The 15,127-nt window shown below is 51.2% G+C and carries 11 protein-coding genes; 7 read left to right on the plus strand and 4 right to left on the minus strand.

Annotated elements, in window-relative coordinates; translation table 11 throughout:
* The first annotated feature begins 114 nt into the window (after positions 1 to 114).
* Positions 115 to 837: a GntR family transcriptional regulator gene (locus R50912_RS01095; protein WP_042231671.1), complete on the plus strand. Its 723-nt coding sequence runs from the start codon at positions 115 to 117 to the stop codon at positions 835 to 837.
* 310 nt (positions 838 to 1,147) lie between these two features.
* Positions 1,148 to 3,532 (plus strand): phosphoketolase family protein, encoded by a 2,385-nt coding sequence (locus tag R50912_RS01100; RefSeq protein WP_042231674.1) that lies wholly within the window; start codon positions 1,148 to 1,150, stop codon positions 3,530 to 3,532.
* 119 nt (positions 3,533 to 3,651) lie between these two features.
* On the opposite strand, the gene R50912_RS01105 is transcribed toward R50912_RS01100, so the two are convergent.
* Positions 3,652 to 4,515 (minus strand): TIGR03915 family putative DNA repair protein, encoded by an 864-nt coding sequence (locus tag R50912_RS01105; protein WP_081956335.1) that lies wholly within the window; start codon positions 4,513 to 4,515, stop codon positions 3,652 to 3,654.
* Positions 4,515 to 5,828, minus strand: a complete 1,314-nt coding sequence (locus tag R50912_RS01110) for a putative DNA modification/repair radical SAM protein (RefSeq protein WP_231637872.1) — start codon at positions 5,826 to 5,828, stop codon at positions 4,515 to 4,517. The genes R50912_RS01105 and R50912_RS01110 overlap by 1 nt, the downstream gene beginning before the upstream one ends.
* Before the next feature lie 224 nt (positions 5,829 to 6,052).
* Between R50912_RS01110 and R50912_RS01115 the strand changes: the two genes are divergently transcribed.
* The 3 genes from R50912_RS01115 to R50912_RS01125 all read left to right on the plus strand — a co-directional run bounded on the left by R50912_RS01115 (position 6,053) and on the right by R50912_RS01125 (position 10,689).
* Positions 6,053 to 6,214, plus strand: a complete 162-nt coding sequence (locus R50912_RS01115) for a hypothetical protein (RefSeq protein ID WP_231637753.1) — start codon at positions 6,053 to 6,055, stop codon at positions 6,212 to 6,214.
* Positions 6,215 to 6,503: 289 nt separating this feature from the next.
* Positions 6,504 to 9,290, plus strand: a complete 2,787-nt coding sequence (locus R50912_RS01120) for a glycoside hydrolase family 3 C-terminal domain-containing protein (RefSeq protein WP_042231680.1) — start codon at positions 6,504 to 6,506, stop codon at positions 9,288 to 9,290.
* A 112-nt stretch (positions 9,291 to 9,402) separates the two neighbouring features.
* The gene (locus R50912_RS01125; protein ID WP_042231682.1) at positions 9,403 to 10,689 is read left to right on the plus strand and encodes a glycoside hydrolase family 18 protein; all 1,287 of its coding nucleotides are present in this window, start codon (positions 9,403 to 9,405) and stop codon (positions 10,687 to 10,689) included.
* A gap of 102 nt (positions 10,690 to 10,791) precedes the next feature.
* On the opposite strand, the gene R50912_RS01130 is transcribed toward R50912_RS01125, so the two are convergent.
* Complete coding sequence (locus R50912_RS01130) at positions 10,792 to 11,175, minus strand: hypothetical protein (protein ID WP_042231686.1); 384 nt, start codon at positions 11,173 to 11,175, stop codon at positions 10,792 to 10,794.
* A gap of 189 nt (positions 11,176 to 11,364) precedes the next feature.
* On the opposite strand from R50912_RS01130, the gene R50912_RS32970 reads away from it, so the two are divergent.
* Both R50912_RS32970 and R50912_RS01140 read left to right on the plus strand, forming a co-directional pair.
* The gene (locus tag R50912_RS32970; protein WP_052415875.1) at positions 11,365 to 12,261 is read left to right on the plus strand and encodes a GNAT family N-acetyltransferase; all 897 of its coding nucleotides are present in this window, start codon (positions 11,365 to 11,367) and stop codon (positions 12,259 to 12,261) included.
* 73 nt (positions 12,262 to 12,334) lie between these two features.
* Positions 12,335 to 13,240, plus strand: a complete 906-nt coding sequence (locus R50912_RS01140) for an AraC family transcriptional regulator (protein WP_042231689.1) — start codon at positions 12,335 to 12,337, stop codon at positions 13,238 to 13,240.
* A gap of 62 nt (positions 13,241 to 13,302) precedes the next feature.
* On the opposite strand, the gene R50912_RS32975 is transcribed toward R50912_RS01140, so the two are convergent.
* A complete protein-coding gene (locus R50912_RS32975) occupies positions 13,303 to 15,099 on the minus strand; it encodes a helix-turn-helix domain-containing protein (RefSeq protein WP_052415878.1) in 1,797 nt (598 codons plus the stop codon).
* Positions 15,100 to 15,127 lie beyond the last annotated feature (28 nt).

The following is a 15,127-nucleotide window of genomic DNA, read 5'->3' on the forward strand; positions in this document are numbered from 1 at the left end:
AAAAAGGCACCTTTAGGGGTGTCTTTTTAATTTCAAGTTTGAACGCCATCATTCTCCCTAATATGATATATTTAATATTGAACTTTAATGCAGGGTCCGACGAAGGAGTACTACATGACACAATTTGTCTACAAGCAAATTATTGATGACCTCAAGATGAAGATTTTTGCGGGACGGTTTGCTGATATGAGATTGCCGGATGAGCGCAGCCTTAGTGAAACGTATCAGGTTAGCCGCAGTACCATTAAACGTGCGCTAACCAAGATGGAGAGTTACGGCATTATTTTCAAGAAACGCGGATCGGGAACCTTTATTAACCCGCTGTACATAAAAAATGATTCGATTTTTAATTACGAAGGCTCTAATCTCGGGGTCTCCGACAACTTTCAAATGCATGGCAAGAAGCCGGAGATCAAGGTACTGAACTTCGAGGTTATCCGGCCCACGGAAGAGCTTCAGCGTGATTTGTTCCTGCAGCCTCATGATTTCGTATATAAGATTGTCCGCCTGCGCCTGTTTGATGAGGAGCCCTTTATGATTGAGACCGGATATATTCCGATTAAAATCGTACAGGATCTCGATATGGCGATTATCGAAGGATCGATCTTTCATTATCTGGAGGAGTCGCGCAATCTGGCGGTTACCAAATCCTTTTTATCTATTTTTGCCGAGCCGTCATTGCCTAATGATCAGGAATTGCTCCACTTGAAGGAGAATGAGCCTGTTGGAATCATGGAAGGGATCTTCTTCCTGGATAACGGGACCCCGTTTGAATTCTCGCATATGCGGTTCCACTACAAATATCTGAAGTTCAATACGTTCGTATCGGTTCAATAAGGGAACAACTGAATAATGTCGCGAAAGGCCGGGATTGTATCCCGGTCTTTTGCGTCTGCTCCCGGAGAAAGAGCCGGCAACGAAGCTAGTGAATTCCGCCCCTGAAAACAAATAACAAATACATACATAATTATAATAATAATGCTTATTTTATAATTAATTAGCTACGAATTTCATACTATGTTCAAAATTTCACAATATTGGACCGTATCAATTGTTAAAAAGATTGAATTTATTAAATGCAGGAGTATGATGTAACTGTAGAAGTGATACATTCAAAATACAAAGAAAAGATTAGGGAGTGGAAGACATGGGATTATCAATCGCACAGGTGGATTATTCTTCTAAAACTTATTTGGCCAAGCTTGACGCCTACTGGCGCGCAACGAACTACATCTCCGTGGGTCAGCTCTATTTGAAGGATAACCCGTTGTTAAGAGAACCTTTGAAGGATGCAGACGTAAAAGTGAAGCCGATCGGACACTGGGGTACCATCCCTGGGCAGAACTTTATCTATGCGCATCTGAACCGCGTAATTACTAAATATGATTTGGATATGTTCTATATTGAAGGTCCGGGCCACGGCGGTCAGGTTATGGTATCGAACTCCTATCTGGACGGAAGCTACACTGAGATCTACCCGCAGATCACTCAAGATATCCCTGGACTGAAGAAATTGTTCAAACAGTTCTCATTCCCGGGTGGAGTTGCTTCCCATGCTGCTCCAGAAACACCAGGATCGATTCATGAAGGCGGCGAACTGGGTTACTCCTTGTCTCACAGTGTGGGTGCAATTCTGGATAATCCGAACCTGATCTCGGCAGTTGTTGTAGGTGATGGCGAAGCGGAAACCGGCCCGCTGGCGGCTTCCTGGTTCTCCAACCGGTTCATTAACCCGATTACAGATGGTGCGGTGCTGCCGATTCTGCATTTGAACGGCTTCAAGATCAGCAACCCGACCATTCTGTCCCGGATGTCCAGAGAAGAGTTAACGGCTTATTTTGCAGGAAATGGCTGGGAACCGTTCTTCGTGGAAGGTGAGAATCCTGATCTGATGCACCCGGAAATGGCTAAGGTTCTGGACACCATCATTGAGAAGATCGCAGCGATTCAGAAGAATGCCCGTGAAAATAACGACACCACACGCCCTGCATGGCCAATGCTGGTCTTCCGTACACCTAAAGGCTGGACTGGTCCGAAAGCGTGGGACGGCGTGCCAAATGAAGGCTCCTTCCGTGCTCATCAGGTGCCGATTCCGGTAGATCAGAAGAATATGAAGCATGCACCCGCATTGCTCGAATGGCTGAACAGCTACAGACCTGAAGAATTATTTGATAAGAACGGCCGTTTGAACGCTGATCTGGCTGAGATCCTGCCTACTGGCGACAGACGTATGGGAATGAACCCTGTAACCAATGCCGGTAACCTGATCAAAGATCTGCACAAGCCGAATTTCCGCAACTATGCGCTGGATAATTCCGTACCAGGTCAAGTGGTTGCGCAAGATATGGCAGTACTGGGCAAATACCTGAAAGAGGTTGTAATGCTCAATGAAGAGAACCGCAACTTCAGAATTTTCGGACCGGATGAAACGATGTCAAACCGTCTGGGACCTGTTTTTGAAGTAACAAAACGCCAATGGATGGATTCCATCCAGGAACCTCAGGATGAATTCCTGGCTCCTTATGGCCGTGTAATTGATTCCCAACTATCCGAGCATCAGGCTGAAGGGTTGCTGGAAGGGTATGTATTAACTGGACGCCACGGTTTCTTTGCAAGCTATGAAGCTTTCCTGCGCGTTGTCGATTCAATGATTACCCAGCACTTCAAATGGCTGCGCAAGGCTACGGATCAGACCTGGCGCGCAGATATCCCATCCTTGAACGTTATTGCCACATCAACCGTGTTCCAGCAGGATCATAACGGTTATACTCACCAGGATCCGGGTCTGCTGGGTCACCTGGCTGATAAGAAGCCTGAATTTATCCGTGAATATTTGCCAGCCGATGCCAACTCCTTGCTGGCAGTCTTCGATACCATTCTGAACGACCGTCAGAAGATCAACCTGATTGTATCGTCCAAGCACCCGCGTCCGCAGTGGTTCTCGGCAGATGAAGCTCAGGAACTGGTGGACAAAGGCCTCAAAATCATTGACTGGGCAAGCACCGACAAGGGCGGAGAGCCGGATGTGGTTATTGCTTCGTCGGGTACAGAACCAACGATGGAGAGCCTTGCTGCGATCTCGATCCTGCATGAGAAATTGCCTGAGCTGAAAATCCGCTATATCAACGTGGTAGACCTGCTGAAGCTGAGAAGCCAAAAGCTCGATCCGCGCGGCTTATCTGACGAGGAGTTTGATCAATTTTTCACAAAGGATAAACCGGTGATCTTCGCATTCCACGGCTATGAAGGCCTGATCAAAGACCTGTTCTTCGACCGCCACAACCATAACCTGCATGTACATGGATACCGCGAGAATGGCGACATCACTACACCATTCGATATGCGTGTGCTTAATCAGATGGACCGCTTCGACCTTACGAAGGAAGCCGTGCTGAGCTTGCCGGATGCCGGCCAATATCAGGCGATTGCTGATGAAATGGATGCCATGGTGAAGAAACATAACCAGTACATCCGTGAAGAAGGTATCGATCTTCCAGAGGTTGAGAACTGGGTATGGAAGGCTTTGAACTAACTGTTATCTGATGTAAATATATTATAGTAGGCTTTTACAAGGGAGTGCTCCGCAGGGTCATGCAAAATGGCTACGGGGCACTCCTTTTGCGCTGGGTAATGTGAAGCTGCCGACTATGCTTAAGTATGAGTATTTGTTTGTCTGAGTGAGGCCGGGAGAGAGTCGATTGTCTTCGGCGGCTCCGGCTGTAACGCCTTCTTCCGCTGCGGAGCAGCGAGTGCAGGGACGCCATTGCTGCCGTTCATCTCTAGCATGTGCTTCCAGTACCGCTTGGGCATCAGCGAGGAGCGCAGGCGGTCGTTGCGGCGTTCTTTGATCCCGATCGCATGATAAAAGCCTGTCCATAAGCGGCGATAGGCTTCTTCTGCTTCATCCGGCTCGGGTGCAAGCCATCCGCTAAGCGGTATGATAGCCTCCCGTCCGGGTTCGTGAATCAGCGCCGCCTCGTGGGTCTGATCGTAGATCATGAAGCTCTCATTCTGAAACCGGTCGCAGAAATGCTCCTGAATCACAGGGAGGATGTATCCCTGCGGCTCAATGACAGCAGCCATGACCGGACCGTACACGGAGAAGCGGACAAATCCCAGATACAGGTGACCTTCCCGCCGAAGCTGCTGAACGGCCTTCATTAGAGCATTAACCGTGTCATCGGCAAGCATGTTCATTACCTTGCGGCCATGCTTGAAGCCGAGATACAGGAAGTTCAGCAGCAGCAGCTCCTTCTCCGGCGTACATGACCAGAACCCCAGACGGACCAGTTCCTCGGCTTCAGGGCTGATCCGGAGCGGGATAGACTTCAGTACTCTCCCCGCTTTGGCGTGGTCGGTTTCGATCCACTTCGATTCCAGCAGCAGGCCTTGCTCCTGACCTTCTGAATGAACAGCAAGCGGAATCTCCCTCCAGGTATAGCTCTCAAAAACACAGCATAGTAAACCTTCAAAGCTGCCATCATAGGTATAAGCCAGAGCGGACGGCTTGAACATCAGGCTTCCGCTCCTTTCTTGAACCCGGCCCATCTTTCTGCTGCCGGCAGGGCTGCCAGGTTATGGTCCTCGAACAGCGTCATCTGCTCGTATTGCGGGGGCTGAAAAGGGGCCAGCTGTTGGCCGGACATTAGTGAACGAAGCAGCGTATGTTCACTGACTTTCAGCCCTTCCAACGGTCTGCCTTTGCAGGTGATGAAGAATTGGGCACGCTTGAGCACGACACCCAGCTTCTTGAGTGCCTGGAAATCCAGTGTTCCTGCCCGTCTTGCCTTGACTATCCGCTGTGCGCTCCTTACGCCGATACCGGGTACACGCAGCAGCATTTCATATGGTGCGCGGTTGATCTCAACCGGGAACTGCTCCCGGTGGTTAACGGCCCAGCTACATTTCGGATCAAGCAGCGGATTGAAGTTGGGGACTGCTTCATCCAATAATTCGTTCGCCTGGAAGCCGTAGAAGCGCAGCAGCCAATCGGCCTGATAGAGCCGGTGCTCGCGCAGCAGCGGGGGTTTGGTGTCCAGCGAAGGCAGCAGCGAATCCTCGATCACCGGGGTGTAGGCAGAGAAGAACACGCGTTTCAGTGCGTACTTCCGGTATAGGCCTTCCGTCAGATTTAGAATCTGGTAATCCGTATCGGGCGAGGCGCCAACAATCATCTGCGTGCTCTGGCCGGCGGGAGCGAAGCGGGGAGCGTGATTATATTTGACGATATCTGAGCGGTTCTCCTTGATCTTATCTTTAATCAGTCCCATCGGCTTCAGGATGGAAATCTTGCTCTTATCGGGAGCGAGTACCCCAAGACTCTCCTGCGAGGGCAGCTCGATATTGACGCTCATGCGGTCAGCAAGCAGTCCGAGTCTGGACAGCAGGGCGTCGTCAGCTCCAGGAATCGCTTTTACATGAATATAGCCGTTGAAATGGTACACATTCCGCAGCAGCTCCAGCGCTGCTATCAGTTGCTCGGTTGTATAATCCGGATTGCGCATAATCCCTGAGCTGAGGAATAGTCCTTCTATATAGTTGCGGCGGTAGAATTGCATGGTAAGGTCCGCGATCTCTTCGGGTGTAAAAGCCGCTCGGCGGACGGGATTGGATTTGCGGTTAATGCAGTAGGCACAATCATATACACAGGCATTGGTCATAAGTACCTTCAGCAGCGAAATGCAGCGTCCGTCCGCCGCGAAGCTGTGGCAGATGCCCACTGCAGCAGTACTGCCCAAACTTCCGGCCTGGCCTTTGCGGTCTGAACCGCTTGAAGTGCAGGCTACATCATATTTGGCTGAAGCGGTTAGAATCTCAAGTTTCTCCATAACATCCACGATCACAAACCCCCTCATAGAGGAAGTATATACCGAACACGTGTTCTTGTCAAAAGGCTTCGCTATGTACGTGTTACCCGGTCAGAATGTATGCGTATTCCTTAATATGCTATAATAGTTTTTAATGGTTCATAGCATTTAGAACTGTACTGTTTCTGAAAATAGGGTTAGGGGTGTTGCTGGGAATGAGAGGATACAACATTTGGCGGCCAATCATGCTGATTGCAGTTGCGTTGCTTACGAGAACCTTGGTTTCAAGTATTTGTCTGATGTTTGGGATGTCGCAGGAATCGGCAAGCAGCGTCGCCATGCTTGGTATGGTTGTTGCCGCTCTTGTGATGTATAACCGTATGATGAAGAGCCGCCGCCGCAAATAAATAGAAGATCCGTAAGTTCCCCGGGTGAAACGAATCGTATGCGAGAACATTTGAAGACACCCGTATGGTGTCTTTTTTATTTAAGAGGGGTTCCGGGCGAAGAGAATAAGGCTGCCCGGTTTTGCTTTTTAAGCTGCAGAGCTTGTATATTAGGGCTGTAGCTTTTATTCTTAGAAGGTTATGTTATATAAATAACAACAAAGGTTCAAGATATCGTGAATCCCGTAAGGGAGGATGCTATCTATAGAATCAATACACGTTGGGAAACGAACAAACAGGAGGAAGCCAATTGAGTACACAGAATATCGGAGTGCCATTAGAGGGTTTTGCAGAATTTAGCCGGGTAGTAGCCGCAGAGGGCACGGTGTTGCTTAAGAATGAGGGGCAGGTGCTTCCGCTTAGAAACGGCGAGAGCGTTGCCATTTTTGGCAGAATACAAGTGAATTACTACCGCAGCGGTACAGGATCAGGCGGAAGTGTTCATGTTGCATATACGACTAATCTGCTGGACGGCCTGCGCAGCAAGAAGAACATTAGCGTCAATGAAGAGCTGGCAACAGCATACGAGGACTGGATTGGACTTAACCCGTTTGATGACGGCGGAAAGGTATGGGCGGCTGAGCCGTGGAACCAGAAGGAAATGCCGCTTACGGATGAGCTGGTGAAGAAAGCAAGAAGCCAGTCGGGCAAGGCCGTTGTGGTGATTGGACGTACCGCCGGTGAGGATCAGGACAACGCCGATGCACCGGGAAGCTACCGGTTGACAGAAGATGAGAAGGCTATGCTTACGCAGGTTACGGCTCACTTTGAACAAACTGTTGTTGTGCTCAATGTCTCCAATATTATGGATATGAGCTGGGTTAACGATGCCGGATATGTACATCCCATCTCTGCTGTGATCTATTCCTGGCATGGCGGTATGGAAGGCGGCAATGCGATTGCCGATGTACTGGCCGGAGAGGTGACGCCAAGCGGCAAGCTGACAGATACGATCGCGTATTCCATTGAGGATTACCCGTCCACAAGCAACTACGGCAATGAGTTCAAGAACTTGTATGAGGAAGATATCTATGTAGGATACCGTTATTTCGAGACCTTCTGTCCGGATAAGGTTCAGTATGAATTCGGCTATGGCATATCCTACACAACCTTCAAGCTGGAGCCGGAGGAAGCGAAGCTGGTGGACCAGGCGGGTGAACCACAGATTCAGATCGGTGTAACTGTAACCAATACAGGAGATACCTATTCCGGTAAAGAAGTGGTGCAGGTGTATTATGAAGCGCCGCAGGGACAGCTGGGCAAACCGGCCAAAGCGCTGGCGGCATTCGGGAAGACCAAGCTGCTTGAGCCTGGAGAGTCCCAGCAGGTTACGGTAAGCTTCCCGCTCCATTCTCTGGCTTCGTATGATGACGCCGGAGTGACAGGGCATCCCTCCGCTTATGTACTGGAAGCTGGAACCTACCGCTTCTACGTAGGAACCAGTGTTAAAGCTGTAGCAGAAGTTAGCGTAGATGGACAAGCAGGTTATGTTCTGGATGAGCTTAAGGTTGTAGAGCAGCTGCAAGAGGCGATGGCGCCGACCGAAAGCTTCAAGAGAATGAAACCGGGGGTCCGGAAGGAAGACGGTTCTTATGAACTGATCTCTGCTGAGGTGCCGGTACGCAAGGTAGATATGGCAGCGCGGATTGAAAGCAATCTTCCGGAAACGCTGGTACAGACCGGCAATCAGGGCCATACGTTGAGAGATGTCCATGAAGGTAAAGTCAGCATGAATACGTTCATTGCCCAGCTCAGCGACCAGGATCTGGCGGCCATTGTCAGAGGCGAAGGGATGAGCAGTCCGCTGGTTACGCCGGGTACGGCTTCGGCCTTCGGCGGAGTCAGCGACAGCCTGTTCAGTTACGGCATTCCGGTTGCCGCTACAGCAGACGGCCCATCCGGTATCCGTATGGACAGCGGACAGAAGGCGACCCAGGTGTCGATTGGAACCCTGCTTGCCGCTACCTGGAACGCAGAGCTGGTTGAAGAGCTGTATGTTATGGAAGGTCAGGAATTGTTACGCAACCAGGTGGATGCATTGCTGGGACCGGGTCTTAATATCCGCCGCAGTCCGCTGAACGGGCGTAACTTCGAATATTTCTCTGAAGATCCGCTGATCTCCGGGATCTTCGCTGCCGCATGCACGCGCGGTATTATGAAGGGCGGCTCCAATGCCACGCTGAAGCATTTCGCCTGCAATAACCAGGAGAAGCACCGCAGCAAGGTGAACGCTGTCGTATCCGAACGCGCGCTGCGCGAGATTTACCTGAAGGGCTTCGAAATCGCTGTGAAGCAGGGCGGCGCGAATTCGATCATGACCTCCTACAATCCGGTCAACGGACATTGGGCGGCTTCCAACTATGATCTGAATACCACGCTGCTTCGCGGTGAATGGGGCTTCCGGGGAATTGTAATGACTGACTGGTGGGCAATCATGAATGATGTCGTGAATGGAGGCACTGCGGACCGCAAGAACACGAACTGGATGGTCCGGGCACAGAACGATCTGTACATGGTAGTATCCAATTATGGTGCGGAAGTCAACGCCTATGATGACAATACGCTCGAATCCTTGGAGAATGGGACGCTCACCCGTGGCGAGCTTCAGCGCTCGGCCATCAACATTTGCGAATTCATCATGCAGGCACCGGTCTTCTCCAGAAAGCATGAGATTGTAGAAGCTGTTGAGACCTTTAAGGCAGACTCTTCCCTGGTGGCTGAGCAGGTTCAGGTGTTGGGCCAGAACGCCCAGGTTGCACCAAGTGTGTCTGGACCAACCTATATCCAGGCGGATGAAGCCGGTGAGTACCGGATCTTTGTCAGCATCATGTCTCCGGAACCTGAGCTTGCCCAAAGCGCCTGCAACGTGACCCTGAACGGACAGCCAGTGACCACCATTCAGACGAACGGGACAGAAGGCAAATGGATCAGACAGAAGCTGGTCAAGATCGGACTTGAAGCCGGTCTGTATGAAATGAAGCTGGACTTCGTCAAACCCGGCCTGGAGATTGAGTGGATTGAATTCAAGCAGGTGTAACAGCTTTTAATATCAGGACACCCTCCGGGGTGTCTTTTTGCATCCGCATACCTGCAGCACTCCCGAATAAAATAAGGTATAACTGCTACTATGAAGGGGTGAGCATGAAAGGATGCAAATACATGTGGTGCAGCCGAAACAGACGCTGTATGGGATTGCTGATGCTTATGGCGTGAACATGGATACGATAACTGAGGCGAATCAGTTGTCTGCGCCAGGGAGGCTGGTCATTGGACAAACGCTGGTGATTCCGGTCGTAGGCCAGTATTATTGGGTTCAGCAGGGGGATAGCTTCTATAGTATCGCGAAGAGGTTCGGCCTGAAGGCCAGCTCGCTGGCGGAAGTGAACGGGCTGACGCTGAACCAGCCGCTGCAGACCGGGTTCCGCCTGTACATACCTCCTGTGCCAAGGCGGCAGGCAGAAGTGAATGCCTATATTGAGCCGAGAGGGGAAGCGGTCTCCCAGGCGCTGCAGAATGCTGCCGCAGAAGCTGCCCCTGAGCTTACGTATCTGGCTCCGTTTAGTTTTCGGATTAAGCGGGACGGTTCGCTGCAGGCACCGCCGCTGGATAATCTGGCTTCAATCGCGGCGCAGAACCGGGTCACGCTGATGCTGGTCGTCACGAATCTGGAGGATGCCCAGTTCAGCTCGGAGCTGGGACGGATTATACTGAATGATGTAGCGGTGCAGGACCGGCTGCTGGAGAACATTGTGACAGAGGCGAAGCGGCTGAATTTCAGAGATATCCACTTTGACCTGGAATTCCTCCGGCCGGAGGACCGCGAAGCGTATAATGCCTTTTTGCGCAAGGCAGCGGACATCATTCACAGGGAGGGGTTCCTGCTGTCTACTGCACTTGCACCCAAAACCAGTGCCTCCCAAACCGGGGCCTGGTATACGGCGCATGACTATAAAGTGCACGGCCAGGTTGCTGATTTTGTCATTATTATGACTTACGAATGGGGATACAGCGGAGGTCCGCCGATGGCTGTTTCGCCTATAGGACCGGTGCGTCAGGTGCTGACGTATGCGGCAAGTGAAATTCCCCCCGGCAAAATTATGATGGGCCAGAATCTGTACGGGTACGATTGGACTTTGCCTTATACGGCTGGCGGAGAGTATGCCAAAGCACTTAGCCCGCAGGCGGCAATTGATCTGGCGCGGAATAGGAATGCCGCCATTCAGTACGACTATAAAGCCCAGGCTCCGCACTTCGATTACACCGATGACGCAGGCCGGCAGCATAAGGTATGGTTCGAAGATGCCCGCTCGATTCAGGCCAAGTTCGATTTGATCAAGGAGCTCGATCTCCGGGGCATCAGCTATTGGAAGCTTGGGCTGCCTTTTCCGCAGAATTGGCTGTTAATCGAAGATAACTTCAATGTGGTCAAAAAATAAACCGGCTATGTCCCCTTTTTTGGGCAGAAAAGCTGCTGCAAAAAAACGGCTGTACGCCCCCAAAAGGAGTGCACAGCCGTTTCTGCTTATACCGTTACAGCGTTAGCCCATTAAGCCCTTGAGGCCGCCAAGGAAGGGCCGGATCGACTTAATCATATTGTAGCCCATCTTCATGACAGGCATCGCCTTCTGCACTATTCCGAACATCCCCATGAATTTCCCCAGACCTCCGATACCGGCAGCTCCGCCTGCCCCGCCCATGAACGATCCTAGTAAAGGCATGAAGCCGGAGACCTCTGCCTTCCGGGCACCTGAAGACGATTTCCGTTTAGATTTATGAAGCGTGCTTGTTCTGGAGAGGATTACTGCTTCTTTATTAAGGTCTGTTATCCAGCCTACATATGAACGTCCATCGTGTAAAGTAATGCAGACCGGCCGGCCCTTCAACTGCTGTGCCCGCTTGCGGATTTTTGTTGAATTTGCCATTCGTCACTCACCTCATTGTTCTATTTACTATATTTTACTCAGAACCCGGGAGGCGGCTTGTGCAGGTATGGAGTTTCCCGGAAATAAATTGAACAACCATGTGCTGTATTTTCCATAAAAATATCGTAATATCAATATAGGGTGGTATAATATTCCATTTCTATATTCTAATCCAAGGGGGAGAGCCGTTTGACAAACATCCGGAATCTGGCGGCATTTATCTGTGCCCGTAATTCGGAAAGCCAGCAATGCGGGTACGTGGGCAGCACACTTGATGATATTATTCATGACCTGAGTGATGGTATGGCAGAAGCAAGCTTCGTGTTGTATGAGGGAGAGGAAATCAGGGGTGCAATTATATTGGACACCTATGACGTAGGCGGTGGACAAGAGGATATAGAAGTGTGGGGACCTTATTATTCCGCCCGCCCTGAGGATGAACTCCAGCTGTTATTCAGGTATCTCAGCGAAGCCGCCGGCTCAGCGGCGATCCGGTATATCCATTTGTTCACCCGTGCGGATAATGTTCCGCTGATTGAATATGCCGCCCGCTATCGTACCGAGAAGGTTAGAACACACTATCATTATTCGATGGATACTGCATTACCGCTTAGTAACAGCAGTTATGCGGATCTGTCCATTGTGCCCGTCACAGAGCCTGAGTCAGAGTGGCTGAAACAGATTATTGAACTACATAATCAAGGTTTCCAGGGGGCTACATTGACACAAGAGGATATCACAGCGGATATAGAGGATAGCGGCAACAGTGATTATGATATCTACGCCGTCCTTAACGAGGGTTCTTTCATAGGATACATAATTGTTAGAAGAAACGTCCTGACCGGCATCCTCCATCTGGAGTACATCTGTATCCGCCCTGATGAGAGAAGCAGGGGAACGGGCAGGAAGTTGATTGCCTATCTGGCGGAGACCTATAGAGGTCTGGGTTATACGCGCATTGGACTGGATGTCAGCGAGGAGAATGAAGCTGCAGTCCGGTTCTATGACAAGAACGGGTTCAACAGGGATAGTGTAATGAAGCATATCATTATTGGCGGGAGGATGGAGCCGGCGGTGCTGGCGTAAGGACAGTGCAATTCAGATCAAATATGGGGAAATGCTCTTTGTTATGATTCTTGATGAAAGGAGGAGAACCTCATTGTACGAATGGAACGAGATGGTTCAGCTCATGATTGACTGGATCGAAGAAGACCTTGCGGCTTCGCCTACGCTGCTGAAGATGTCCGAACAGCTGGGATATTCGCCGTATTATTGCACCAAGCAGTTTCATGCTTTGACCGGGATGACGCTGCGGGATTACATCTGGCAGCGCAGAATCGGCCGGGCGGCCCTGGAGCTGAGGGATACGGATACGCGGATTCTCGATATTGCCGTGAAGTTCGGCTTTTCTTCACAGGAGGCATTCTCGCGGGCGTTTCTTAGAGCCTTCAAGGTTACTCCCCATGCCTACCGCAAAGCCCCGCGGCCGATTCCGCTCGCCATTCGTGCCGAGGTGTTCTCCCCTTATCAATATCTGATCAGGGAGCGGGATAGAATGAGACAAGTGCATTTGCAGGAAGCACAGATCAAGCTTGAATTCATACCGGCGCATAAATTCATCGGCATCCGGGATATCGGCTCGAACAATTACGGCGGGTTCTGGGAGAACGGGCATGACTGCGATGAGGTCTCCGGAACGCTGGAGAGCATGTCGCATCATACACTTCCAGGGCAGCTGGGCCAGACTGCAGGCTGGTTCTATCAGGATGGGCGCAAGGGTTACCTGTACGGCATTCCTGTTGCAGCAGACTATGATGGTGAAATACCGGAGGGCATGGAGTGCCGTGATGTGCCGGAATCGGAGTATCTGGTCTTTTTTCACCCGCCGTTTGATTATTTGCAGGACAACGGGCAGGTGATGCGTATCGTAGAGGAAGTGGCCTGGAATTATGATCCGGCGGCGATGGGCTATGCGTGGGACGAAGAGGTCAAGCAGGACTATCAGCGCCATTTCCCCGAAGGGTACGGCTATGCGGTGCTACGGCCGGTCCGTAAATTGGGTTAGTTCGCGGGCTGCCGCCCAAACAAGGAGAAGCGCCCAGCGCTTCTCCTTGAGCCATTTTCAGTTCAATTCTCTGTTAAGCCAAGCACTGTCTCTGCAAGTGTATCTCCCCGGCGCTCCAACGACGCTACCAGCGTCAGTAGCTCTGCCTGCTTTTCCCGCTGCCGGGCCGTCCAGCTAAGTCGGGGTGAGGCTCCTGTCTTCCGGACTACAGCAGGATCGGCAAGATTCTTATAAAAGTCTTCGAGCAGAGCAGCCATTTCAGCATATACCCCGGCCATTTCCGACAAGGCTGTCAGCTTACGCTGATCCTGCACCAGCGGCAGAGATTCCTGCAAATAGGCGGCGGCGCTTCTTCTGGCATCGGCCAGCGCCATCATGCAGAAGTGGTTGACTGAAAGCCTGCGGTTGTACGCTTCATCCTCCGCTGCAGCATACCACTGATGGTCCAGCAGTCCCTCGCTCCATACTTCTAGAGCCTTGTAGCCGGCTGTATAACAGCTGCTGCCTTCGGTCTCCATATGCATAGAATCCAGCTTAATCCGAAGGGAAGCATACAGATTATCCAATGCAGAAGGGGGCGCCGTCTGTTCGCCAAGACGGATAACCCTATAGGGCCAATGGTCGACATGGAGGTAACCCTTGCTTACTTCCATATGCATCTGGAATTCGGAGTCTGCTTCAAGCGCTTCAAAGGTCTCATCGTCAAAATAACTCCGGCACAGCAGGGTCAGGCCATCCTCCAAATATCCGGTAATCACTCCCCATTCAGGTGCCACCCGGAGATTAATGGCTATAGGCAGCCTGCCTGCACGAATATCCTCCAGAATCGCCAGCTTCTCGGCTGTGCGCTGCTGCGGTTCCAGCCGGTTGGCCTGAATGGCGTGTATTCCATAAGCCGTGCAGGCTGGCACGGAGTAGTCATAGACGACTAGCGCATCCGCAGAGCTGTAATCCCACACCGGTTCAAAGGCGGCCCTCCAGCATGCTCCTGAATAACCCATAACCCGCTCATAGGTTGTCTCTATCCCTCTGGCGGCAAGTGAGAGCGTCATTGCTCCTGCCCAGGAGCAGTCCATCCCCCGGCCGAATCCCAGCCGGCTGATTCCCTCTACAATGCACTGCTGATCGGCAGGATCACTTTGGCAGAGAGAGGCCCGGTCCGGACTGTAATGAATCTGTTCGCCTTCTGCACAGCTAATAGCATGAATGCCATGACCATTCAGATACACCAGCAGCAGGTAGTCATTGCCTTCATTGTCAATCAGACTCGGAAACAGCTCATGCGAGGCGGTGAAAGAATTCCACCGGAAATGCTCATAATGCTTCATTTTCTGTAAGACGCTGCGGTTCGCCTGTTCATTACCGTAATTGGCTTCGAGAATCTGCAGCTCATTGCCGCCGGAGACATAGCCGGTAGAATGAACATCTATCACCAAAAGCTGGTCCTTCAGCACATACGTAGAATAGATTCCCGCTGGGGTCTCATAGGTAACGAGCAGCAGCTTTAGACGGTCACCCTCTAAAGATTGGGGAAAGACCTGATCCCCGGCCATTAAGCTTAGGCGATTCGAGGTAACAAATTGATTCACGAAATGAGTAACATCCAGCTCCTGCCGGCCATCCGTGTAGATGGCTGAGAGCACCACAAGCTCTTGAGGCAGCAGAATGCTGTCGATCGAGTGGCTTAATGCAGCGGATAGCAGGGGGAGGGTCGCGGTCTCCGGCAGGGATTTACCGGTTTCCCATTTGGATACCGCCTGGGTGCTGACATGCAGCTGCTGCGCTAATTGCTCCTGTGACAGGCCTTTTGTTTTGCGAAGTGTGGCTATCCTTTGTCCAACCTTTTCGCTACTAACCATACAAAGTACAACTCCTATAATGGATTTC

The sequence above is a fragment of the Paenibacillus sp. FSL R5-0912 genome (assembly GCF_000758605.1).
In the GTDB taxonomy this organism is placed as follows: domain Bacteria; phylum Bacillota; class Bacilli; order Paenibacillales; family Paenibacillaceae; genus Paenibacillus_AQ.

Coding starts and splice junctions, on each gene's coding strand:
- R50912_RS01125 (WP_042231682.1), top strand. CDS start 9,403: ATGCAAATACATGTGGTGCAGCCGAAACAGACGCTGTATGGGATTGCT.
- R50912_RS01115 (WP_231637753.1), top strand. CDS start 6,053: ATGCTGATTGCAGTTGCGTTGCTTACGAGAACCTTGGTTTCAAGTATT.
- R50912_RS01100 (WP_042231674.1), top strand. CDS start 1,148: ATGGGATTATCAATCGCACAGGTGGATTATTCTTCTAAAACTTATTTG.
- R50912_RS32975 (WP_052415878.1), bottom strand. CDS start 15,099: ATGGTTAGTAGCGAAAAGGTTGGACAAAGGATAGCCACACTTCGCAAA.
- R50912_RS01105 (WP_081956335.1), bottom strand. CDS start 4,515: ATGTTCAAGCCGTCCGCTCTGGCTTATACCTATGATGGCAGCTTTGAA.
- R50912_RS01130 (WP_042231686.1), bottom strand. CDS start 11,175: ATGGCAAATTCAACAAAAATCCGCAAGCGGGCACAGCAGTTGAAGGGC.
- R50912_RS01110 (WP_231637872.1), bottom strand. CDS start 5,828: ATGGAGAAACTTGAGATTCTAACCGCTTCAGCCAAATATGATGTAGCC.
- R50912_RS01095 (WP_042231671.1), top strand. CDS start 115: ATGACACAATTTGTCTACAAGCAAATTATTGATGACCTCAAGATGAAG.